At 63.6% G+C, this 22,324-nt stretch carries 26 protein-coding genes; 19 read left to right on the top strand and 7 right to left on the bottom strand.

Going from position 1 to position 22,324, the window contains the following annotated elements; genetic code table 11:
* Nucleotides 1-4: 4 nt before the first annotated feature.
* From JAB6_RS08870 to JAB6_RS08880, 3 genes are read left to right on the top strand one after another with little or no spacing between them, the layout of a single operon-like run.
* The gene (locus JAB6_RS08870) at nt 5-319 is read left to right on the top strand and encodes a hypothetical protein (RefSeq protein ID WP_051990946.1); all 315 of its coding nucleotides are present in this window, start codon (nt 5-7) and stop codon (nt 317-319) included.
* A gap of 33 nt (nt 320-352) precedes the next feature.
* On the top strand, nt 353-1,159 hold the full coding sequence (locus JAB6_RS08875) for an OBAP family protein (protein WP_083292617.1): 807 nt from the start codon (nt 353-355) through the stop codon (nt 1,157-1,159).
* A gap of 54 nt (nt 1,160-1,213) precedes the next feature.
* A complete protein-coding gene (locus JAB6_RS08880; RefSeq protein ID WP_010398340.1) occupies nt 1,214-1,462 on the top strand; it encodes a DUF3297 family protein in 249 nt (82 codons plus the stop codon).
* Between the two features lie 65 nt (nt 1,463-1,527).
* Here JAB6_RS08880 and JAB6_RS08885 read toward each other — a convergent pair whose 3' ends face one another.
* The 7 genes from JAB6_RS08885 to JAB6_RS08915 form a co-directional block, all read right to left on the bottom strand.
* Nucleotides 1,528-2,379 carry a DNA-binding domain-containing protein gene (locus tag JAB6_RS08885; RefSeq protein ID WP_070302378.1) on the bottom strand — a complete coding sequence of 284 codons (852 nt, stop codon included), beginning with the start codon at nt 2,377-2,379 and terminating at the stop codon, nt 1,528-1,530.
* Nucleotides 2,369-3,298, bottom strand: a complete 930-nt coding sequence (locus JAB6_RS08890) for a DUF692 domain-containing protein (protein WP_070302376.1) — start codon at nt 3,296-3,298, stop codon at nt 2,369-2,371. The genes JAB6_RS08885 and JAB6_RS08890 overlap by 11 nt, the downstream gene beginning before the upstream one ends.
* Nucleotides 3,298-5,322, bottom strand: coding sequence for a ferritin-like domain-containing protein (locus JAB6_RS08895; protein ID WP_070302373.1), 2,025 nt, complete (start codon nt 5,320-5,322; stop codon nt 3,298-3,300). The genes JAB6_RS08890 and JAB6_RS08895 overlap by 1 nt, the downstream gene beginning before the upstream one ends.
* 269 nt (nt 5,323-5,591) lie before the next feature.
* Nucleotides 5,592-6,239, bottom strand: coding sequence for a hypothetical protein (locus JAB6_RS08900; protein ID WP_070302371.1), 648 nt, complete (start codon nt 6,237-6,239; stop codon nt 5,592-5,594).
* Nucleotides 6,236-7,090 (bottom strand): hypothetical protein, encoded by an 855-nt coding sequence (locus tag JAB6_RS08905; RefSeq protein WP_051990890.1) that lies wholly within the window; start codon nt 7,088-7,090, stop codon nt 6,236-6,238. The genes JAB6_RS08900 and JAB6_RS08905 overlap by 4 nt, the downstream gene beginning before the upstream one ends.
* A gap of 81 nt (nt 7,091-7,171) precedes the next feature.
* On the bottom strand, nt 7,172-7,990 hold the full coding sequence (locus tag JAB6_RS08910; RefSeq protein ID WP_217494615.1) for a glutaminyl-peptide cyclotransferase: 819 nt from the start codon (nt 7,988-7,990) through the stop codon (nt 7,172-7,174).
* A gap of 25 nt (nt 7,991-8,015) precedes the next feature.
* Nucleotides 8,016-8,924, bottom strand: coding sequence for a LysR family transcriptional regulator (locus JAB6_RS08915; RefSeq protein ID WP_070302369.1), 909 nt, complete (start codon nt 8,922-8,924; stop codon nt 8,016-8,018).
* 103 nt (nt 8,925-9,027) lie between these two features.
* Here JAB6_RS08915 and JAB6_RS08920 point away from each other — a divergent pair, with 103 nt between their 5' ends.
* From JAB6_RS08920 to JAB6_RS08995, 16 genes are all read left to right on the top strand, one after another.
* Nucleotides 9,028-9,486 carry a CidA/LrgA family protein gene (locus JAB6_RS08920; protein WP_070302367.1) on the top strand — a complete coding sequence of 153 codons (459 nt, stop codon included), beginning with the start codon at nt 9,028-9,030 and terminating at the stop codon, nt 9,484-9,486.
* On the top strand, nt 9,483-10,172 hold the full coding sequence (locus JAB6_RS08925) for an LrgB family protein (RefSeq protein ID WP_070302365.1): 690 nt from the start codon (nt 9,483-9,485) through the stop codon (nt 10,170-10,172). Before JAB6_RS08920 ends, JAB6_RS08925 begins: the two co-directional genes overlap by 4 nt.
* A gap of 94 nt (nt 10,173-10,266) precedes the next feature.
* Entirely contained in the window at nt 10,267-11,358 is a 1,092-nt protein-coding gene (locus JAB6_RS08930) for a hypothetical protein (protein ID WP_070302363.1), read from the top strand.
* A gap of 64 nt (nt 11,359-11,422) precedes the next feature.
* Nucleotides 11,423-12,508, top strand: coding sequence for an HBL/NHE enterotoxin family protein (locus tag JAB6_RS08935; protein ID WP_070302362.1), 1,086 nt, complete (start codon nt 11,423-11,425; stop codon nt 12,506-12,508).
* Nucleotides 12,505-13,317, top strand: coding sequence for a hypothetical protein (locus JAB6_RS08940; protein WP_139143327.1), 813 nt, complete (start codon nt 12,505-12,507; stop codon nt 13,315-13,317). Before JAB6_RS08935 ends, JAB6_RS08940 begins: the two co-directional genes overlap by 4 nt.
* Nucleotides 13,318-13,407: 90 nt before the next feature.
* Complete coding sequence (gene mnmH / locus JAB6_RS08945; protein WP_070302357.1) at nt 13,408-14,499, top strand: tRNA 2-selenouridine(34) synthase MnmH; 1,092 nt, start codon at nt 13,408-13,410, stop codon at nt 14,497-14,499.
* A gap of 45 nt (nt 14,500-14,544) precedes the next feature.
* Nucleotides 14,545-15,609, top strand: coding sequence for a selenide, water dikinase SelD (gene selD / locus JAB6_RS08950; protein WP_070302355.1), 1,065 nt, complete (start codon nt 14,545-14,547; stop codon nt 15,607-15,609).
* 25 nt (nt 15,610-15,634) lie between these two features.
* Nucleotides 15,635-16,501, top strand: a complete 867-nt coding sequence (locus tag JAB6_RS08955; protein ID WP_070302353.1) for a putative selenate ABC transporter substrate-binding protein — start codon at nt 15,635-15,637, stop codon at nt 16,499-16,501.
* 131 nt (nt 16,502-16,632) lie between these two features.
* Nucleotides 16,633-17,445: a phosphonate ABC transporter ATP-binding protein gene (locus JAB6_RS08960; protein ID WP_070302351.1), complete on the top strand. Its 813-nt coding sequence runs from the start codon at nt 16,633-16,635 to the stop codon at nt 17,443-17,445.
* An 11-nt stretch (nt 17,446-17,456) separates the two neighbouring features.
* Complete coding sequence (locus tag JAB6_RS08965; protein ID WP_070302415.1) at nt 17,457-18,269, top strand: ABC transporter permease; 813 nt, start codon at nt 17,457-17,459, stop codon at nt 18,267-18,269.
* Complete coding sequence (gene phnE / locus JAB6_RS08970) at nt 18,266-19,069, top strand: phosphonate ABC transporter, permease protein PhnE (protein ID WP_070302350.1); 804 nt, start codon at nt 18,266-18,268, stop codon at nt 19,067-19,069. Before JAB6_RS08965 ends, phnE begins: the two co-directional genes overlap by 4 nt.
* Nucleotides 19,070-19,095: 26 nt before the next feature.
* Nucleotides 19,096-19,461: a hypothetical protein gene (locus JAB6_RS08975; protein WP_070302348.1), complete on the top strand. Its 366-nt coding sequence runs from the start codon at nt 19,096-19,098 to the stop codon at nt 19,459-19,461.
* 56 nt (nt 19,462-19,517) lie between these two features.
* Nucleotides 19,518-20,162: a hypothetical protein gene (locus tag JAB6_RS08980; protein WP_254671527.1), complete on the top strand. Its 645-nt coding sequence runs from the start codon at nt 19,518-19,520 to the stop codon at nt 20,160-20,162.
* Nucleotides 20,163-20,164: 2 nt separating this feature from the next.
* Nucleotides 20,165-20,647, top strand: a complete 483-nt coding sequence (locus tag JAB6_RS08985) for a GNAT family N-acetyltransferase (protein ID WP_217494614.1) — start codon at nt 20,165-20,167, stop codon at nt 20,645-20,647.
* A 14-nt stretch (nt 20,648-20,661) separates the two neighbouring features.
* Nucleotides 20,662-21,246 carry a hypothetical protein gene (locus JAB6_RS08990; RefSeq protein WP_139143326.1) on the top strand — a complete coding sequence of 195 codons (585 nt, stop codon included), beginning with the start codon at nt 20,662-20,664 and terminating at the stop codon, nt 21,244-21,246.
* 161 nt (nt 21,247-21,407) lie between these two features.
* The gene (locus tag JAB6_RS08995) at nt 21,408-22,121 is read left to right on the top strand and encodes a hypothetical protein (RefSeq protein ID WP_070302342.1); all 714 of its coding nucleotides are present in this window, start codon (nt 21,408-21,410) and stop codon (nt 22,119-22,121) included.
* Nucleotides 22,122-22,324 lie beyond the last annotated feature (203 nt).

The following is a 22,324-nucleotide window of genomic DNA, read 5'->3' on the forward strand; positions in this document are numbered from 1 at the left end:
GACCATGACTTCGAACAGCAACGACAAATCGGGCGGCCAATCGGACAAACAGCAATCGGGCCAATCGGGCAGCCAGCAGTCGGACAAACAGTCCGGCACCCGCCAATCGTCGGGCGGTACCCAGGGTGGCACGCACGAGCAGCATGTCGAGGCGGGACGCCAAAGCCACAAGAATGACGGCGACAAGCAATCGGGCTCGCAGCAATCGGGCCAACAGTCGGGCCAGCAATCTGGTTCCGGCACCGGCACGCGCGGCGGCACGCATGAGCAGCACGTGGAAGCGGGACGTCAAAGCCACAAGAATGACGACAAATCCTGATCCCGGTGGCATGGCCAGAGGCGCCTTCTCAACATGAAAGCACTGACGGCCATGCTGTGCGCCGGGCTGGCCATGGGCCTTGCCGCCTGCGGCGCCAGGAATACGGCATCAAACGTGGAGGCTCCGGGCGCACCGGCCGGGGTCTCCACGCGCGTGCTGGACGCGGGCGCCGACGCATTGCAAGCCCGGCCGCCGATTGCGGCGCTGAACGCCTATCTTGACGGTTTTCATTTCTATAATGGCAATCTGCGCGGCCAGATGGAAGCGCATCATTATTGCGCCATCGTCAATGAAGAACTGATCCAATGTGTGATCTACGATGGCAATGTCAAAGATGCCAAGCTGATGGGCGTCGAATACATCGTCAGCGCCAGGCTGTACGAAGGTTTGCCCGCGGCGGAAAAAGCGCTGTGGCACAGCCACGTGCATGAAGTCAAATCAGGCCAGCTGATCGCCCCCGGCATTCCCGCCGTGGCCGAGAAGGCCTTGATGCAAAAACTCGTCGCCACGTATGGCAAGACCTGGCATACGTGGCACACGGATGTACACAAGACCTTGCCCTTGGGCGTGCCGCAACTGATGATGGGATTCACAAACGATGGCCAGGCCGACGCCGCCATGGTTGCCGCGCGCGACCGCCGTTTCCGCATCGATTCGGCCGAAAAACGCCGCCAGCGGGCCGATATCGCCGCGCCCGCCATCATAGACGGGGCCGATGCCTGGCAGCACGGCACGACCATTCAGCTGGCCGACCCGACGGGAACGCAGCACGGTTCCTCATCACTACCGTCACCCTCCACGCACACGGCCGAACCCGCCATTTCGCGTCCGGCCAGATAGCCGGCACGCGAAAGGCCGTTGTCTGTAACCGCATTCTGGGCGATAATGACGGCCATGAACGATACCACCACCTTACCCCCATTGCCCGATCGCCTGTCGATCGACCCTAGCAGCCCTTATCACGTTGCAGCCGTGTTCGAGAACGACGTCGGCATCCGCTTCAACGACAAGGAACGTCTTGACGTGGAAGAATATTGCATCAGCGAACGCTGGATCAAGGTCGCTTCCACCAAGTCGCTCGACCGCCGCGGCCGTCCGCTGCAGATCAAGCTCAAGGGCAAAGTCGAAGCGTTTTACCGTTAAGCAATACTTGTACTGACCATCGAGGCCGATTTTCATCGGCCTTTTTTGCGTGCGCCGCCGTCCGCTCACGCATCGACCGCGACCAGCCCCGCCGCGGCCGCCATCGGCAGCCACAGCATCGTGTCGGCCAGCACTTCGTCCGGCGCCCTGCCACTGGACTGCGCCGCCTGCCGCGCGCATTGCGCGAGCGGCGCGCCGCCGGCCAGCGCTTGCAGGCAGTAGAACTGCCACGGCGGCAACTCCTGCATGGCAAGCCGGTAATGCAGGCGCGAGATGGCGACAAAGGCGGGAGCGGCCACGGGCTGGGCCGGCACGGCGTCGTCGGGCGCCGCTTGCGCCTGCTGCCAGAAAGCACACAGGGGGAACGACAGCGCCAGCAGCCGCGTGCACGGCGCCAGGCGCCAGGCCGGCGCCATTCCCAGCATCAAGTCCAGGCCGGAAGGCAAGATTGGCGGCGGCCGTTTTTCCAGCCCCGGCGCCCTGCCCGCTTCGCTGCGCGCCCGCTCCAGCTGCGCCAGTTCGACGGCAAAGCGCAAGGCGTCTCCCTGTGCCCCGGCGCCACGCTGGCTGGCGGCGAGAAAATCGGCAAAACCGCCGCCCAGGTCATACAAGGTAGGCGAAGCGGACGGGTGGCGCCACACATAGGCGCGGGCAAAGAACGCGAACAGCTCGTCGCCCATCACCTTGCGCAAGACGGGATAGTCGGCCTGCAGGCATTCGAGCAGGCGCTGCACGTAGCCGTCCGCATGGATGTGCAGCGGCGCCGGCCCGCCCCGCGCCCGTTTTAGCACTTGCTCCTGCGTCAGGCCGTGGCGCTCGCTGGCCAGCTGCGCGCCGTGCACGGCGCCGCCGGGCGCCGTCATGGCCGTCAGGAACCACGCCTGCAATTGCGCCAGAGGCAGGCCGTTACGGCGCATGGGCCGCCTCCAGGTGAAAGCCCAGCGGCGTGGAGACGGCGGCGGCAACCTTGGCTGGCGCGGCGTCCGTAAATTCGCCCCGCACCGCCGCGCGCGCCTTGTCCAGTTCGACCAGCAGTTGCGGATACGGGGGAATCTCCGCATCCCATTCCAGCAGGGCCGACACGCCGCCCGTCAGCTGCTGCGCCAGCGCGTACAGGCGCCAGACGGCGGCCGGCACGGGCGCATCGTGGGTATCGATCAGCATCGCGCCGCAGACGGTCGGCCCGGCCAGGTGGATCTGCACGATGTGGTCGTGCGGCAGCTGGCGGATGTAGGCGGCCGCGTCATAGCCGTGGTTATGCGCACTGACGTGAACATTATTGACGTCGAGCAATAGCCCGCAGCCCGTGTCCTCGGCCAGGCGCCCCAGGAATTCCCATTCCGGCATGCTGGACTGGGCAAACTCCACGTAGGTGCTGGGGTTTTCCAGGATCAGGGGCCGGCCGAGGAATTCCTGCACCTGCCGCACGCGCGCGCCCACGTGGCGCAGGCTGGCCTCGTCCAGCGGCAGCGGCAGCAGGTCGTGGCTGTTGAGCGAGGCGGCGCCCGTCCAGCACAGGTGGTCGGAAATCCACATGGGCCGGATCTCGGCGGCCAGCTGGCGCAGCTTGCGCAGGTAGGCCAGGCTCAGGGGATCGCTGCTGCCGATCGACAGCGACACGCCATGCATGACGATGGGCACCTGCGCCGCCACCTGCTCGAGCACGTGGCGCGCATAGCCGTGGTTGTCGATGAAATTTTCGCTGATGATCTCGAACCAGTCCACCTGCGGCCCGTGGCGCAGGATGTGCTCGTAGTGCGGCGGGCGCAGCCCCACGCCCAGGCCCAGGTTCGGCAGGCCCAGGCGCGGCCGCGCCTCGTGCAGGATGCCCCGCATCAGGTCGACGGTGGCAAGGCCAGGCGCAGGTCGGTGGGCGCCGGCGGCGCTCCCACCGGCGTGCCGCGCGCCGCCATCACCTTGCCGTAGGCTTCCCAGGCCTTGTCGTAAACGTTGTCGCCCAGCGTAAAGCTCATGCTCTGGCCCAGAGGCTTGCTGCGGTGCTCGGGCGCGGGACCGAAATCGTACAGGGTCATGGTGGCGGGCTCGGGCGGTTCCTTGCCCGTGGTGTTCGGATACAGCTGCGAGGCCGAAATCGGCACGGCGCAGCCGCCGAAGCTCGCGCATTTGTTGTCGCTGGGCGCGCTGTAGACTTTATCGTCCGCCGGCGGAGGTGGCGGCACATAGCATGGCGAGCCCGGCGCTGCGGCGGCCTTGACCGAATGGCCGCAGGAGGAGCCGCCCGTGTCGGCCTGGGCAAAGCCGCAGCCGCCCTGGGCGTGGCAGCCGTTGGAGCCGCGGCACGTATGGTAGACGGCCAGCGCGGCGCAGGTGGACGGCGCTTCGCCCTCCAGGTGCATGCCCTGGCAGGCGTGGTACAGCACGCTCTTGTCGGCCAGCGGCACGCCCGTCGCCAGGTTCGGTGCCTGGCCCAGCACGGCCCAGCAGATGGCCATGCGGTCGCCCGCGCCCACCATCGACGGATACGGGAAGTCCAGTTGCTGGTTCAGCCAGTACTGGTCCAGCACGGAAGTGATGCCGTAGATGGCGCCCGTGGCCACCGTGCTCAGCATTCCTAGGGTGCCGCTGGTATCCTTCAGACGGTTCAGGGCGCCCGCCACGTCGGCCGGCGCGGGGATGTTCTTCGGTGCGGTGGCCGGATTGTAGCGCTCGTTGGTCAGCATGGCTTCGCTCCAGCGCTGGCCTTCCCTGTGCCAGCCGGCCCAGGTCTTCACGGGCAGCATGGCTTTCACGTGACCGAAGCGCTCGTAATGGTCGAACGGGGCGCTGTCGTGGCGCGCCTGGGCGTCGCGCGATTCGGCGTCCTTGCCATTGTTCGCGTAGGACGGGTAATCGCACTGCAAGGCGGCCAGGTCTTCGCGGTAGTCGGGCTGCACGGCCATCAGGCGCTGCGCCGCGTCGCGCCGGTAGCGCTGGATGGCCGCTTCGCTGCCCTCGCCCTGGTCCGTGATGGCCGCCATCATATCGATGGCCTTGTTGAACGAACCCGTCTGGCCGCCATCCTGGTCCTGCGGGCCGAAGCAGGTGTCGAAGCGGGGAAATTCCGCCCGCGCATGGCCCTGGACCCGGCTGTTGAACATGTCTTGCTGCACCGAGCCGTTGACGAACAGTTTTTGCCACAGAGTCTGGCCATCCGTGTATTCGATGCTGATATAGCGCGCATAGCATTCGTACATGTAGCCGATGGTGCCGAACAGGGGCAGATCGTGCACGTGCTTGCCCGGCGTCCAGCCCGGCAGCGGCACTTCCGGGAAGTATTTCGTGTGATCCTGGCTGTCGAACTCGGCCAGCTGGGCGCGGGCCTGCTGTTCCGGTTGCTCGATGGCGAGGAACAGGTCACACTGGTTGTCGTTCAGTTCTTCCAGGTTGACGCGCACGTGGCGGTAGCCGGACGTGTCCTGCAAGTCGACGATGTGCGGGATCACGGTGCAGTGCTCGCCATAGCAGGTCCAGCCGTGGTCCTGCGATTGCAGCTCCGACCCCGTGAAGCACGGCGCCGTGCCGATGGCCGTGGCCAGGTTGGCCGCCATCTGCAAGTGCAGCATTTCCTGGATGAAGACGCTGAAGATGATATTGAAGGCTTTCTGCTCGGCCAGTTCGGGGCGGGCCGTGGTGCCCATGCCCGGCCACTGGCGGCCTTCGTAATACGTGATGCCTTTCGAGTTGATCTGGTGCGTGCCCTGGATCGAGTACATGGTGGCCATGTACAGGGGAATGGTGAACAGCTCCACGCTGACGGCCGCCTGGGCGATGGCGCGCACGGCGGCCGTGTCGGTGGCCAGCATGTCGAGCGGACGGTTGCTGATGGCGGGCTGGGTGCTTCCTAAAACGGGCATTTTCATTCTGTCTCTCCACAGGAAGGATGCGTTTCGGATATCGGGCCGCACCGCGCCATCTGCGCGCGCTGATTACGGCAAGAAATCATACGCCTGGGAAAGATACTTTTGCGGCAAGATTTATGCGCTGATCAAGGGTCAATGCAGACCGCCTTACACCGTGAAAATAGGCGTTTTCAGCTGCCATTCGATGACAATTGAATAGAATCGGCAAAAGCTGTGCGTGTATAAGCGCCGCACCGGCAGGTGCCGGCGCGTGGCTTGCATGGTGATAGTCAGGCGGCCGGCGGCGGCTGGAAGGCGCAAAAGCCGGGCCACTGTTCGCGGCTGTCGCATACTTTCAGACAACCTTTGTTGTCCTTGAACGTGGCGACGACCTTGATGGGAAAACCATAGTGTGGCGTGGTGGCCAGGAAGGCGGATGAGCAGCTTTGCTCGTTGCTGAAGCGGAAAGTGATTTCTTCGCGGCGGCCCTTGCGCTCAAAGCTCAGCATGAAGGTTTCATTGCTGTTCCACTGCGCCTTGCCAGGCACACGGAAGCGGTAGCGCGGGTTGCCCGCCTGCTGGCCATCCAGTTTCTGGCCAAATACGCGGCTGCTGGCCGTGGCCGTCTCGACCTTGGCAACCGGATACACGACGCCAAAGATATAGGTGCCGGCAAACCCCTGGTCGAAGCCGAGTCCCTTCTGGTAAAACGGCACGACGATATGCGGCGCGCCCGTGTACTCGACGGTATTGCGCGCCGTCGTGCGCGACGTCAGCTTGTCATCGGGCTCTTTGCCGAAGACCACGTCCAGTTCCAGCAAGGCTTGTTGCTTGTCGATATCTTGCGCCAGATAATCCTTGGGGAACGTTTCGCCGTGCACGCAGCCGGCCAGCAAGGAGGCGGCGCAGCAGCCGGCGATCAGTTTAGATATTGTCATGGCTGTTTTCCTTCCGGCGGCGCGGAAATGAGGCCCAGCCCCGTCACTTGCAAGCCGTTCTTGCCTTGTTTCCATTGAAATTGCTGGCCGAACCAGGCCAGTTCCAGCTCGCGCCGGATACGGATCGAATCCGTGCGGCCCTTGCCCGCCTTGATGGCAGCGCTCGCCTGCGCGGAAGCGGCATCAGACAAAGGTTTGAGCCACCGTTGATAGGTGTCTGGCGGCAAGGCCAGCACGCCAGCCACGCCGTCATCGCGCGTGGCAACGATGATCCCCACCTTCGTCAGCGCATTCGTCAGATAGGCGCCGCGCCGCCCGTCGGGCGAGACGGAAACCAGCATGGCACGCGGATAGTCGCCGCTGACGTTGCCCGGCACGTCAAACCACAGCAGCTCGCCCGTGCCCGTATCGAGCGCGCGGCCGTCGCGGGGAAACAGCAGCATCTCGGGACGGCCCGGCTGCGGCACGCCCCATTCGGGGTCGCGCTCCGTGCGCACCATATTGTCGCGCTGCAAGGGACTGATGGGGCGCATCAGCGGTTCGCCATTCTGCACGCCGATCAGTATCGTGCCCTGGCCCGTATAGCCCTTGGTAAAGGCCAGCAGCATGGGCTGGCCTTCGCGCGTGGCCTTGATGGGCCGCACTTCCACCACTTCGCGCGCGCCGCCGGGCCAGTAGCCGTGCCGGCGGAAAGACAAGGTGACGAGAGCGTCGTAACGGCCATTCGTGACGGCAAAGTCGCCGTATTGCCTGACCACCGGCATGTTGGGCGTCTGCGCCTGTGCGGCGGGCCAGATGGCGGCAAGCAGGCTGGCGGCGGCCGCCAGGCGGCATAAAGAGAGGGACAGCATGGCATCCTGTAAAGGTCGCACTGGGCGAAGAATCAGAATTCTAAACGATTCCTCGCCAGCAACACTGCCCAATTGGAAACATCAACGGCGCTGGATTTCGATCAGCTCGATCTCGAACAGCTTCGGCCACAGTTTGCCCGTGACAAACAAGCGTTTGCCCCGTGCATCCCAGGCGATACCGTTGAGCACGGCATCGGGATTGGCCGTGCCCCGCTGTTCCGGCGGCAGCAAGCCTGTCAGGTCGATCCAGCCGACAACTTTACCGCTGGCCGGATCGATGCGGGCGATCACGTCCGCGCCCCACACATTGGCGTACAGCTCGCCGTCGACTATTTCCAGTTCGTTCAGGCGCTCGATGGCACGGCCTTCCGCCTTCACCTCGAAGCGGCGCACCTCGGCCAGGGTTTTCGGATTGAGCACGCGGATGGCGGAGCTGCCGTCGCTCATGTAGACGAACTTGCCATCGCTGGCCAGGCCCCAGCCTTCGCCCTGGTAGCTGAAGGTGCGCTTGAGCTTGAAGGTTTTCTGGTCGAACACATAGCCGGTCTTCGACACCCAGGTCAGGCCCAGGATTTCATCGCCCACGTCCGTGATGCCTTCGCCGAATACCTTTTTGTCGAGCATGCTTTTCTGCAGCACCTTGCCCGTCGCCAATTCCACCTTGCGCAAGGAAGACTGGCCGTTCTGGCCCGTGCTTTCATACAGATGGCCATCCTTGAACAGCAAACCCTGGGTAAATGCTTGGGGGTCGTGCGGATAGGTATTCTTGACGAAATAGCCATACACGGGGATGGCGGCCTGGGCATAGCCCATTTCGCTCATCAGTCCCACCGTGCATAACAATCCCAGCAGCAGCGAGCCTGCCGTGCGTTTCAGTCTGGTTTTACCTGTGTTCTTCATATGCTTGGCGGTGGTTGGCGAGCGGCTATTGTAATCGCCCGGGCTGCGCCATGCGCACCCTGACGAGCTCGAGCCAGGCGCGGGCGGCAAACGACAGCCGCCCTCCGCGGCGCCAGGCCAGCATCAGATTCCACTCCACAGGGGGACCATCGAGGGGAATGACTGTAAATTGCGTTTGATCCAGGGTATCGCAATACATCTTCGGCAGCAGGCATATGCCCACGCCCAGCTGCACCAGCGAGGCAATGAAATCCCACTGCCCGCTGCGGCCCGTGATGCGCGGGGCGAAACCGGCCCGCTGGCAGGCGTCGAGCACGATGTCGTTCAAGGCAAACGCGGCGCCGTAGAAAATGAAGGGACTGTCGGCCAGCTCGGCCAGGGCCACGGAAGCGCGCCCCTGCCACGGCGAGCCGGGCGCGGCCAGCAGGCACAGCGGCGAGCGCACGAGGGGCAAGGCTTCGAAATCCTGCCACGTGGCCGCATTGCCCGGGTAGTCGAGCATGGTGCCCAGTTCCACCGTGCCGGTGCGCAAGTCGCGCTCGATCGCCTGTGTGCCGCTTTCATACATCTTCAGCTCGATACCGGGATAGCGCTGATGGTACTCGGCCAGCCACGGCGCCAGGGTCGAGTGCGTCTGCGGCGACACGCCAACGCGCAGTTCCCCCCGTTCCAGCTGCTGCAAGTCGCGCAATTCCACCTTCAGTTCCGCGTGCAGGGCCAGCAATTCATGCGCGCGCGACAGCACCACCTTGCCCGCGTCCGTCAGGGTAAAGCGCTTGCCCGCGCGGTCCAGCAAGGCCAGGTCCAGCGACTGTTCCAGCTGGGCGACCATCTTGCTGACGGTGGGCTGCGTCACGTGCAGCCTGGCGGCCGCGCGCGTAAAACTGGCTTGCTCGACCACTTCGACAAAGTAGCGCAGGGAGCGGATATCCATGATGCATTCCAAACTCGAATGATAATCATGAGTTTAAGTCATTTTATCTTTTGATGCGGGGTCCCTACAATGAAACCTTCCCCTTGCCGCTAGAAAGCCTGCCGTGAAAGCCGTCCCTTATTCCACTACCGCCCCACTCTCCGTCCCTGCCTGGCGCCAGCCCGCGCAGACCGTGTGGCAAGTGGGCATCTTGATCGCCGCCTGGTGGCTGGCCGACGAGGCCGCCTCCGCCCTGCACTTGCCGTTTTCCGGCGGCGTCGTGGGTCTGTTCGTGCTGGTGGCCTTGCTGCTGGCAGGCTGGGTGCGGCCCGCCGCCATCGAACTGGGCGCGAACTGGCTGCTGGCCAATATGCTGCTGTTCTTTATCCCGCTGGTCGTGTCCGTGGTGCAATTTACTCAGCTGTTGAAGTCACAGGGTGTAATGCTGTTCGTAAATATCGGTTTGGGCTTTGCCAGCGTGATGCTGGCCACGGCCTTCACCGTGGAATGGGTGTGCCGCTATGAACGCAAGTTGCGCCTGCACAAACTGCTGCGCCAGCGCGCAGCGAGGGCGCAGGCATGAATACCGTGCTCCTGTCCCTGCTGTTCTTGCTGCTGACCCTGGTGCTGTTCTACGCCAACCAGGCGCTGCACCGCCGCCATCCGCACTTTTTGCTCACGCCCGCCATCTGCACCTCGGCGTTACTGATCGTCATCGTGCAGGCCACCTCGACGCCGTTCGCCACGTATTTCGGCGAGACGCACTGGCTGCCGTGGCTGCTGGGACCGGCCACCATCGCCTTCGCGCTCCCGATCTTCCAGGAGCGCAAGCTGATCCGCAAGCACTGGCTGGCCCTGTCGCTGGGCAGCTGCGCCGGCATCGTCGCGTCGGTCGCCGCCACCCTGCTGCTGGACCGCTTGCTGGGCGTGCATGGCGACATGGCGCGCAGCCTGCTGGCCAGATCTGTCTCGACACCGTTCGCGCTGGAAGCGTCGCGCCATATGGGCGGCTCGGCCCAGCTGACGGGCATCTTCGTCGTCATGACGGGCCTGTTCGGCCTGATGCTGGGCAAACCGCTGCTGAAACTGCTGCCCTTGCGCATGCGCATCGCCCGTGGCGCGCCGTATGGCGCGGCTGCGCACGGCTTTGGCTTGTCCGTGGCGCGCCGGATCGGCACGGAAGAAGGCGCCGTGGCCAGCCTGACGATGATTTTTTCCGGTGTCGTGACGGTGCTGCTGGCGCCGCTGCTGGGGCGCTTGCTAGCTTAACGTTCCCTCGGCTCGATTGCGGCAGGTCAAAGCGGCAAGCGCGGGTTGGGCGATAGTGTGCGGACTCCCGTTCGCCCACCCTCCCGGAAACCCTATGGCAAGCACATCCAATCCAGGGCCGCAGGCCCTGCAAGTCGACTATTTTTCCGCCAGCGACCAGTTCCTGTTCACGCAGACGGCCGCCGATCTGCTGGAGCAGCAGGCCAATCTCGACCTTGATGCCCAAGTCGATGCCGGCCTGGCCTACCAGGTCAGCCAGTTCCAGTCGCAAATGAAGAGCCGCGCGATGACCGCCGGCGACCGCATCTTGCCCGCCTACATCGGTTTGCTGAGCCAGGCGACGGCCTTTGCCGCGCTATGGAACGCCGCCTACCAGCTGCAACGGCCCCGGCTGGCGCAAGCGGCGCTGGATGCCGGCACACGCGCCGACATCGCGCAGGTCTACCGGCAACTGGCCGTGCAATCGGGGCACATCAACCAGCAAGCCCAGGCGCTGACGGGCGACATGCGCGTCAGCGCCGGCGAACTGGCGCCGCTCAACGCGGGCTTCAATACGGCGCTGTCCGCCACCATCGCCGCCCTCGGCGCCGCCGCCAGCGCGTCATCGGCCAGCATCGACCAGCTGAAAGCCGCCATCAACACGAATATCGCCGATATCGTCGCCGGTGCCAACAAGACGGGCGCTGCCGTGACGGAATTGATCGTCAAGACCATGACCACCATCAGCGATGCCCAGGGTGATGGAAAGACCGCGCCATCGGGCGACTTCGTGGTGCAAGGCATCGATGCGGCGGAACAGGGCGTGGCCGAAACGGCCCAGGCCCGCGCGGCCCTGAACGCCAACAATGCCCTGCTGGCCAGCGCCTACCAGCAGCTGGCCGGCGCCGATGCGCTGGTGGCCGTGGCCAAGGTGGTGCAGGTACAGAACAGCCAGTTCAGCAGCGCCTTTCACAACGCACTCGACACGGCCCAGGTACTGGCCGAGGACTGGGGCCAGTCGCCGCAAGCACCGCCAGCGACGGGCATCAGCGCCGGTCTGGCCGCCTTTGCCGATGCCGTCGCCGGCATGGCCAGCAGCGCCGACACCGAAACGCTGGGCGGGCAGCTCGACTACGCCAACACGGCGTGGCAGCTGCTGGCCGCCAGCTTGGCGCCGCTGGAGCAAGCCATGACAGGCGCTTCCTGAACGGTGCGCCACCGCTTGTTTATCCGACCGCCCACACAATGACCCATCCGACCAGGAGCCGCGCATGTCGAATCAAAACCAGGCAGCACAAGGCATCAGCACCGCCAACAAATCGCAGTGTTCACAAGCGCTGCTGATACAAACCTACGCCAACAGCATCAACGAGCAGCCCAGCGTGGATTTTTCGGGCGACGCCAATTTGCTGAAATACCAGTCGCAAATCAACGATGGCCTGAGCCAGGCGCAAACCCACGCCACGGCCTACCTGAATGTCATCCAGCCCACGATCATTGCCAACATCGCCAATATCGGCAATTACTACGCGCTCAACAACGCCGTGCTGACGGCCTTGCCAACCGGCTCGACGGAGGCGCAATGGATCGCTACCCTGACGGCGCTGCAACAGCAATCCCAGCAATACCAGACGGCCGCGAATGGCGTCGTCAGCGCCCTGCAGACCTTGCACGACAACCTGACCACGGATTCCGCCTCGTTTTCCACCACCGTCAGCGACTTGAACGCGGCCGTGAATGGCGACAATGGCGTGCTCAGCTCCATCAACAGCCAGCTCGGTACCATCCAGGGACAGATCGACGGCGCCATTGCCGGCACCGTGCTGAGCGGGCTGGCCATCGTGGGCGGCACCTTCATGGTCGTCGTCGGCGGCGTGGCCGATTTCGTCACGGCAGGCACGTCGACGCCGCTCGTGGTGGCCGGTGTTGCCGTCGTGGCCGCCGGTATAGGCGGCGAAGTGGCGTCGGCCATCACCCTGAAAAACCTCAACGATGAAAAGGCGACCCTGCTGGGACAGGAAGCGTCGCTGACGGCCGAAGTCAAGCTGGCCACCGGCATCAGCAGCGGCTATGCCAGCCTGTCGAACCAGGTGCAGGCGGCCGTGCAATCGGCCACGCAGATGGAAAACGCGTGGGAATTTCTCAGCAGCGACCTGGGCAGCCTGATCAGCGACCTGCAGCAAGGCATACAAAACACGGACACCATCCGCACCCTGTTCCTGACGGCCGCCAACACGGAAATGCAAGCCGTCACCACGGACATCACCACCATCAAGGGCCAGATGACGGGCGTCACCAGCATCGTCGCACCCAAGGGCCAGACGGTGGGCGAAGCGGCCGTTGCCGCGGCGGCGTGAGCGCCATGGCCGGCCTGCTGACGCAAACCCTCGCCAACCTGCTGGCCGCGCAGCAGCAGATCGCGGCCCTTGGTGGCTTGCCGCCAGCCGCCCAGCAGATCCAGGCCGGCTGCAACGCCTTGATCCAGCCCATGGTGACGCAGACGCGCGCGCTGCAACAGGCTGTTGCCGCCTTCGTCCAGACGGCAACGCCGCAGCTGGCGCAAGTACAAAGCATGCTGGCGGCGCAAGCGCCGCTGCCCGATATCAAGGCGGCGATGTCGGCCCTGCAACAGCAGGCACAGCAGCTGCAAGGCACGGCCAACGGCACGGCCGGCACGCTGACGGCGCAAACGGCGCAATTGATGGGCTATTTCAACCAGCTTGCCGGTGTCGAAGCGGGCTTGCAAAGCCAGGTCACGGCCTTGCAGGGGCAACTGGGCGACGCGCAAAGCGAACTCGATGCGGCGCAGAAGCGCTATTACTATCTGCTGGCGCTGGGTCCGTTCGGCCTCGTCGGCCTGGCCGTGGCGCTGGGCCTGTACTTGAAATGGAAGTCCGATGTCAGCGACCTGCAAGGCCAGATCGGCGGCTTGAATGGCCAGATCGGCGCCTTCAATGGCATGAAGGCGGCGTGCCAGCAGCTGGGCACGGATTGCCAGGGCCTCGCCGCCAGCATTTCAGGCGTGCGCAACGCCGTCAATTTTCTCGTCAGCGACTTGCTCGAGGTCAGCGGCGACCTGGACGCGGGCGACGCCGCGGTCGTCATTGCCCTGATGGCGACGGCCGCCAGCACGGAACTGGCCACCCTGGGAACGGATGCGGCTTGAGCCGCCTGAGGTCCATTGCTTGCAGGGACTGACGGCACGGGCGTTTATCGGGGATAATACGTCTTTCCCCTTGCCAGCACCCGCGCCACGATGAAATACCCCGCAGTTCAGCCTTTCAGCGATATCCTGCCCCGCTTGAGCGAGTTCGATGCCATCATCGATGTGCGCAGCCCGTCCGAGTTCGCGGAAGACCACTTGCCGGGCGCCATCAACCTGCCCGTGCTCGACGACGAACAGCGCGTGCGCGTGGGCACCTTATATAAACAGACGAGCGCCTTCGAGGCAAAAAAACTGGGCGCGGCGCTGGTGGCGAAGAATATTGCGCGGCATATCGAAGACGGTTTGCTCGGTCATCCGCAGCACTGGAAACCGCTCGTCTATTGCTGGCGCGGCGGCAACCGCAGCGGCGCCATGGCGCACATCCTCGCGCGCATCGGCTGGCCCGTCACGCAGCTCGAGGGCGGCTACAAGGATTACCGGCGCCACGTGAACGCCGAGCTGGCCACCCTGCCCGAGCGCTTCGACTTCATCAATGTGCTGTGCGGCCCCACGGGCAGCGGCAAGAGCCGCTTGCTGCAAGTGCTGGACACGCAAGGCGCGCAAGTGATCGACCTGGAGCAATTGGCGGCCCACCGCGGTTCCGTGCTGGGCGGCTTGCCCGAGGAAGACCAGCCATCGCAAAAAGCGTTTGAAAGCGCGCTGTGGCAGCAACTGCACACTTTCGACCCGCAGCTGCCCGTGTTCATCGAATCGGAAAGCAAGAAAGTGGGCCGTTTGCGCGTGCCCGATGCGCTGATGGAAAAGATGCGCGCGGCCGATTGCACGGACGTGCTCCTGGCCACGGACCAGCGCGTGCAATTGCTGATGCAGGACTATGCGCATTTCGTCGGCGACCCGGCCCGCCTGAACGTGCAGCTGGCCCTGCTGACGCAGCTGCATGGCAAGGAAAAAATTGCCCACTGGCAGCAACTGGCCACCTCTGGCCGCATGGCCGAGCTGGTGGAAGAATTGCTGGTCCAGCATTACGACCCCGTCTACCGCCAGTCGATCGCCCGCAACTTCAGCCGCTACGCCCAGGCGACGCCGCTGGTGCTGCCCGATATTTCAGAACATGCCTTTGAGCAAGCCGCACGCGCATTATGTGCTATCGTCGGCGGCAACCGTACCGCCAGCGCCGCGTGATGCCTGGCTTGCCACCCAATTACCTATTTCAGCAGGATGAAGACCATGTCCGATAGCGCAGCAACACCTAATACACCGATCCGATTGACCGAATTTGCCCATGGCGGCGGCTGCGGCTGCAAAATTGCACCGGGCGTGCTGGCCGACATTTTAAAGGGCAGCGGCGGCTTTCCCCTGCCGAAGGAATTGCTGGTCGGCATAGAAACCTCGGATGATGCGGCCGTCTACCAGCTCAACGACGAGCAGGCACTGATCGCCACGACGGATTTCTTCATGCCCATCGTCGACGATCCGTTCGACTTCGGCCGCATCGCCGCCACGAACGCCATTTCCGACGTGTACGCCATGGGCGGCACGCCCATCATGGCCTTGGCCCTGGTCGGCATGCCGATCAACAAGCTGCCGGTGGAAACCATCGGCCTCATATTAAAAGGTGGCGAAACCATCTGCGCCCAGGCCGGCATTCCCATCGCGGGCGGCCACACCATCGATTCCGTCGAACCGATCTATGGCCTCGTCGTGCTGGGCCTGGTCCACCCGTCGCAAGTGAAGCGCAACGCGGGCGCACGCGCCGGCGACAAACTGGTATTGGGCAAGCCGATCGGCGTGGGCATCCTGTCGGCCGCGCTGAAGAAGAATGCGCTCGATGCGGGCGGTTACGCTTCCCTGATCGACAACACCACCAAATTGAATACCCCGGGCAAGAAGCTGGCCCTGCTCGATGGCGTGCATGCGCTGACGGACGTGACGGGCTTCGGCTTGCTGGGCCATACCCTGGAACTGGCGCGCGGCGCCAAGTTGCAGGCGCGTATCGCCATGGATGCCGTGCCGCTGCTGCCGCAAGTGCAGCAACTGGCGCAAAACGGCAACATCACGGGCGCCTCCGGCCGCAACTGGCAGGGATATGGCGCGCAAGTGGCGCTGGCCGACAGCCTGAGCGCCATCGACAAGGCGATTCTGACGGACCCGCAAACGGCCGGCCCCCTGCTGGTGGCCTGCGCGCCGGAAGCCGTCGAGCAAGTGCTGGCGATTTTCCGCGCAGAAGGTTTTGCCGACGCCACAGTGATTGGCGACGTGCTGGAAGGCACGACCGGGGTTTCCGTATTTTAATGAACAATTTTTTAAAGGCAGTCCCATGACCACATTCTCGAAATTTCCCGCCATCCTGGCCACCGTCGCCGCCACCCTGGCCATCCACAGCGGCCTGGCGCAAGCGCAGCAAGTGTTGCGCGTGTCCGCCATTCCCGACGAAGCGCCGACGGAATTGCAGCGCAAGTTCAAGCCGCTGGGCAGCTACCTGGAGAAAAAGCTGGGCATGAAGGTGGAATTCACGCCTGTCACCGATTATGCGGCCTCCGTGGAAGGCTTGATCAATAACAAGCTCGACATGGTCTGGTTCGGCGGTTTTACCTTCGTGCAAGCGAACGTGCGCAGCGGCGGCAAGATCGTCCCGCTGGTGCAGCGCGAGGAAGACACGAAATTCCGCTCGGTTTTTGTGACCACCAGCAAGGACATCAACCAGTTGTCCGACCTGAAAGGCAAGAATTTCACGTTCGGCTCGGAATCGTCGACCTCGGGCCACTTGATGCCACGCTACTACTTGCTGGCAGCCAAGATCAATCCTGACACGGACATGAAGCGCATCGCGTTTTCCGGCGCGCATGACGCCACCGTGGCGGCAGTGGCCGGCGGCAAGGTCGATGCGGGCACCTTGAACATTTCTGTTTGGGAAAAACTGGTCGAAGCGAAAAAGGTCGACCCAAGCAAGGTGCGCGTGTTCTACACGACACCAGGCTACTACGACTACAACTGGAGCGTGCGCGCCGACATGAACCCCGCCGTGCGCAAGAAACTGACGGACGCCTTCCTGGCGCTGGACCCATCGACGACTGAAGGCAAGGAAATCCTCGAATTGCAGCGCGCCACCAAGTTCATCCCGACCAAGGCCGAGAACTACAAGGATATCGAAGCGGCCGCGCGCGATGCGAAGCTGTTGAAGTAACTTTATTGCCGAACCTGTCGGATTACGTCCTGCGGACTAATCCGACCTACGCTGTCCGTTGTATGGCGTAGGTCGGATTAGCGGCGCAGCCGTGTAATCCGACACCGCCCCAAAAAAAACCGAAACATCGCATGACATTCCAACTTCACAAGGTCAGCGTCCACCACGCGGGTGCGCCCGGCAATGCGCTGGCCCTGCGCGAACTCAGCCTGGACGTGGCCCAAGGTGAACAGATCGCCCTGATCGGCCCTTCCGGCGCTGGCAAGACCAGCTTGCTGCACACCCTGGCCTGCGCGCTGCGCCCGGAATCGGGTACATTGAACATTCTTGGCACTTCACCCTGGCAAGTCGCCAGCGCCGCGCGCCACCGCTTGCGCGCGCGCCTGTTCCTGGCACCGCAGACGCCGCCGCTGCCGCCGCGCCAGCGGGTCGTCAACGCCGTGCTGGCGGGCCGCTTGCCGCAATGGAGTTTGTGGACGGCTATCCGCTCGCTGCTGGCGCCGGCCGATCCGCGCGCCGCGTGGGAAGCCCTCGGTAAATTCAACCTGCAGGATAAACTGTATGCGCGTGTCGACCGCCTGTCCGGCGGCGAACGCCAGCGCTGCGGCATGGCCCGCGCGCTCGTGTCGAACGCGGAGGTGTTCCTTGTCGACGAACCCTTGTCCGCGCTCGACCCCACACTGGCTTTGCAGACGATCCATGTGCTGCAGGCCGAAGCAACGGAACGCAACGCCACCCTGATCTGCAGCCTGCACCAGGTGGAAATCGCCCGCGCCTGCTTTACGCGCATCGTCGCCCTGCGCGATGGCGAGATTGTCTTCGACTTGCCTGGCGCCAAGGTCAGCGACGCGATGATCGCCGAACTGTACCGCAACAAGGCCGATCCCGCTCCGCAATTCGAGGCCGTGGAAACGAAGCTGGACGCCGCGAGGCCCCTTTGCTGAAGAGCGCCGCCATGCCACGCGACCCCGCCTGGCGCGGCCGCCTGACCGGCGGCGCCGTCGTGCTGCTCGTGCTGTGGCCGATGCTGGTACAGGCCGAATTCAAGCCGTGGATTTTATGGGATGCGCAAAGCCTGGCCGCCACCTGGCAATTCATCGCCAGCTTCGTGCCACCCGCCCACTCGCTGGAATTCCTGCAACTGGTAGCCGTATCCAGCTGGGAAACCATAGCCATGGCCACGGCCGGCATGGCGCTGGCCATGCTGGGCGCCATTCCATTGACACTGCTGGTGACGGAGCGGCTGTCGATTTCGCGCATCGGCTCTGGCCGAGTGTCGCCGCTGGCTGCCAGCGTGCGCCACGCCGTGCGCGCGCTGCTGGTGCTGCTGCGCAGCGTGCCGGAACTGGTCTGGGCCTTGCTGTTGGTGCGCATCGTCGGCCTGGGACCGACGGCGGGCGTGATCGCCATTGCGCTCACCTATTGCGGCATGCTGGGCAAGGTCTACGCGGAAATCCTTGAATCGTCGGATGCGTCCGCCTGCAACGCCCTGCTCCACAATGGCAGCGGCAGATTACAAGCCTTGCTGTACGGCGCCCTGCCCGAATCGGCCGCCGAACTGGTGTCATACACGATTTACCGCTGGGAATGCGCGATCCGCGGCTCCGTCGTCATGGGTTTTGTCGGCGCGGGCGGCCTGGGCCAGCGCATGGATGAATCGATGAAGATGATGGCGGGCAGTGAACTGGCCACCATGCTGATGGTGTTCGTGCTGCTGGTGGCGGGCGCCGACGCCGTGTCCGCCATGCTGCGCCGGAGGCTGGCATGAAGCATCACCTTGACGCCATGCTGCCCACCCCATCGCCCGTGCGGTGGTCGACCTGGGCCTTGCTGGCCGGCTTGCTGCTGCTGGTCATCGCCAGCTTCGCCACCCTGCCCCTGAAATGGGGCGAGTTCTTCAGCGCGGACGCCGTGCGCACGAGCGCCGACTTCCTGCACGGCTTCGCCCCGCCCGAGCTGGCGCCGAACTTCCTCATGAAAGTGGGCGTCGCCACGTTCGAGACACTGGCCATGTCGGCCATCGGCACGGTGATCGCGGCACTCGTGGGCGCGCTGCTGGCCCTGCCCGCCAGCGGCCGCTTTGGTCGCTTGGCGCGCAATGCCACGCGCGCGATACTCAACGTGCTGCGCTCGATTCCCGAACTGGTATGGGCTTCGATTCTGCTGATCGCCGCCGGCCTGGGCCCGTTCGCGGGCACCCTGGCGCTGGCGCTGCATACGATGGGCGTGCTGGGCCGGTTGTTTGCCGATGCGTTTGAGAATTGCCCGCCCTTGCCGGCCACCACCTTGCGCATCAATGGCGCGCGTCCTGCCGTGGCCTTCCTGTACGCCACCTTGCCCCAGTGCGGTCCGCAGATGATGTCGTACACCTTGTACCGCTGGGAAAACAATATCCGCGCAGCCGCCATCCTCGGCGTCGTCGGTGCTGGCGGCCTGGGGCAAATGCTGAAATACCATCTGTCGCTGTTCCAGATGCAAAACGCCGCTACCGTCATCGTCGCCATGCTGCTGATGGTGGCCGCCGTCGATGGCCTCAGCTACCTGCTGCGCCGCGCCATGACCCGTTAATTTTTTACTTTTCACAAGGAAAATCCATGTCAGGCTGGTGGACCATTATCTCGACAGACACGCCGGAGCAAATGGCCGACATGACGAAAGTCAACAAGGACGCTTTTCTCGCCACGTGGGAAGCGGGCCTGTTCGGCGCCGACTGGATCGCCCAGCTGTGCCACGATGGCAAGGCAACCCAGCTGGCTTTCAACGGCTTTCCCAACCGCTACACGGCGCTGGCGAACGTCGTCGTGCCCCTGCTGCAGGCGGGCATCGCCGAAGCGCAGGATGGCGAATTTCCGCAGGACCGGCTCACAGGCTGGCCCGGCTGCATTACCGTGCACCAGGACCGCATCGCCGCCTGTAAGCCCGGTCAGCTGCTGACCATCGAAGTGTGGGATCAATCGTAAATGATGATTAAAGGCAAATGGTTTAGACTGATGCGCAGCTGCAACTAGAGGAGTTCATGATGGGATTGGCAATTTCGGTCGGCGCCCTTGCCGACCTGCTGGAAGAAGACCCGGAAGGCGCGCAGTGGCTCGTCACCGCTTTGGAGGAAGCCAATCTGCTGCTGCAAAAGGCGGGATTGCCACAGCACAACGAACCAGCTGCGCTGCCGCAACTGGACTCGCGCGTCATGCTCGATTCCTTTCCATACAGCTTCCTGCACACGCTGCGCCGCGCGTATGCCCATGCGCGCCTCGATGCGCAATGGCGTGCCACGCCACTGGCCGACGGCGAGGATGCAAGCGAGGATCCGGTGCTCGATGCCGCGCAAGATGACTTTGACAGCCACCTGATCTGCCATTCCGATTGCGAAGGTTTTTATTTCCCCCTGGTCTTCGAGGAAGTCATTTTTGCCGATGAGGAACACGCGCTGCTGGGTGGCATGCTGGGCTCCTCGTACAGCCTGCGCGCTGAACTGGTCACGGTCGCGCCCGCGCTGGGCATCTTCCTGCTGGGTAACGAACTGAGCGATGAAGAAGCGGCCCGCATCAATGCGCGCATCGACGCGGAGGACGGCCTGGAGCGCGAACTGGTCGCCTGGCTGGCCGCGTACGAGGCATGCCGGCTCAGCATCGAGCACAAGACGGCGATCGTCTTCAATTGAGCATGCTGATACACCCCACCACTGCCGCCGACTGGCCGGCACTGAAGTCCACGCGTCTGGCCGCCCTGCTCGACGCGCCCACGGCCTTTGGCGCCAGCCACGCCAGCGCCGCCGGTTTTTCCGATGCCGACTGGCAGCAGCGCGCCACCAGCACGCCCCAGCGCACGTTTTTCCTCGCCTTTGGCGGAGAACACCCCATCGGCCTGGCCGCGCAAGTGGTGGCCGGCAATGGCGAGTGCCACCTGATCGCCATGTGGGTGCATCGCGAATATCGGGGCATGGCCGTGGCGCAGGGCCTGGTCGACGCCGTGAAACAATGCGCTGTCGGCAGTGCTCGACGTGGCGCCGGAAAATGCACGCGCCGCCGCGTTTTACCGGAAACAGGGCTTTGTCTTTTTGCCGGAGTGGGAAGCGCTGGAAAGCCATCCGCATATCCAGGTGCAGAAGATGGAATGGCTGGCGCCGGCATAGGTATTAATCAGTAGAAAGGTGCAAAGCGATGCTGCGATCTATCTCGACACTCCTGCTGTTGACTGTCCTTGCCGGCAAGGCGAGCGCAGCGAATATTCCCGATATCGTTCTTGAATATGCCCATGCGTTTGCGCAAACACAGGCGGCGGACAAGCAAGCATCCACGCCGCCAGCCGACTACGCGCAATGGTTCTTTCAAGGCTTGACCCATCCCTCAGGCGGCATCGTGACGCAATCGGCCGCCATGCGTGATGCCTACGTGAATGGCCAACGCTATTGGCGCGATCATCCGTCCGAACGGACCAACATCATGGCAGGCTATGGCTACCGTGCCATCGAGCGCGATGGCGTCTGGTCGCGGGGCTTTGAAAAGAGCGTTTTCCAACCGGCCCATACTGATCTCGACCTTGACGCCAGAGCATGGTGGTTCAACTCCTTCGGCAGCGTCGGGTGGCGGGACGTCGGCCTGGTGGCGCCCAATTCAAGCTATGAGCAGCCGCGCGTGCATATTGCCGGTTATCTCAGTCCCAAAGGCCATTACGGCCATCTGGGCGCCTATGAACATGAAGTCCTGGTCACATCGGGCGCCGCCGTGCAAGCTGCGGATCATTGATGGTGAATCCGGATAAACGCGATTTCAAGCACTCCATTCATCCCGATTGACATCCTGTCTTAAAAACCACCTGGCGCCTGTGTTTTTTTCTACACTCTGCCAAGGTGAGATTACTTGGGATTCAAATGAACAGGATGAATATGCGTGCAATAGCTGGTCTTATGCTGTGTTTATACGGCGCCGCGGTACAGGCCCAGGCGGATACGGCGCAAGCCACGGAGCCATCCGCTCAGGATGTCGCGGCGTCCGTCAATGTAAAGGGCATCCGCGACCCGGACTGGAAGCCCTACAGTGCCATGCTCAAGGGCGTCAAGCGCTTCGAGGAAAAACATGCGCTGGCGCCAGGCGCGCAGCTGCGCTTCATCCTGGAGCCGCGCCGTGCCGACGTCGACATGCACGCCATCGCGCTGCGGCTGGAAAGCGATGACGCGGCTATGGCCATACCGATGGGGGAGCGCAATATCTTCACCTTGCCCGTCGAACAGGGACCGCTGTATGAAAAGGCCGAGCTGACCGTGAACCGCAAGGCGGGCTCGGTCAGGTGGATTCCCTACGTCAGGAGCGCGGCGTCCAGCGACACGTTGCGCCGCCTGGGCGACCTGCGGCTGGCGTGCGAAGTCCATTGGGCCATCGACAAGGACACCTTGCCTTTTGCTATGCGCACGGCGATGGGCGCATTGGGCGGACCCTGCAATTTCGTGTCGCAAAAGGGAACCTACAGCTTTTCCGAACCACGGCGCATCACGGCCGCGACCATCAGCTACAACGGCAAAAGCGCGCCCGTGCCCTTCAGCGGTTCGTCGTTCACGCCACCGTTGCGGGAGCAGGATTGGAGCGATGACAGTATGATCGAACTGACATTCGATAACAATTAGCCTGCGTACCCTGCATTGTCGCCACATTGCCTGCCGCGTTTTCAATGATCTTGCTGCTGGCGAGCCGCGCATGGAAACAGGAAATAGCCCCCGTTTAGCAGGATATCTAGATATTTATCAGCACCAAAGCAGCTGCAGCTGCAAGAATTAACCACGGATGTAGCGCCCCATGGCTGCAACCGTTTTTTGGAGACATTGATTGC

The organism is Janthinobacterium sp. HH104 (assembly GCF_001758715.1).
Taxonomy (GTDB): Bacteria; Pseudomonadota; Gammaproteobacteria; order Burkholderiales; family Burkholderiaceae_D; genus Janthinobacterium; species Janthinobacterium aestuarii.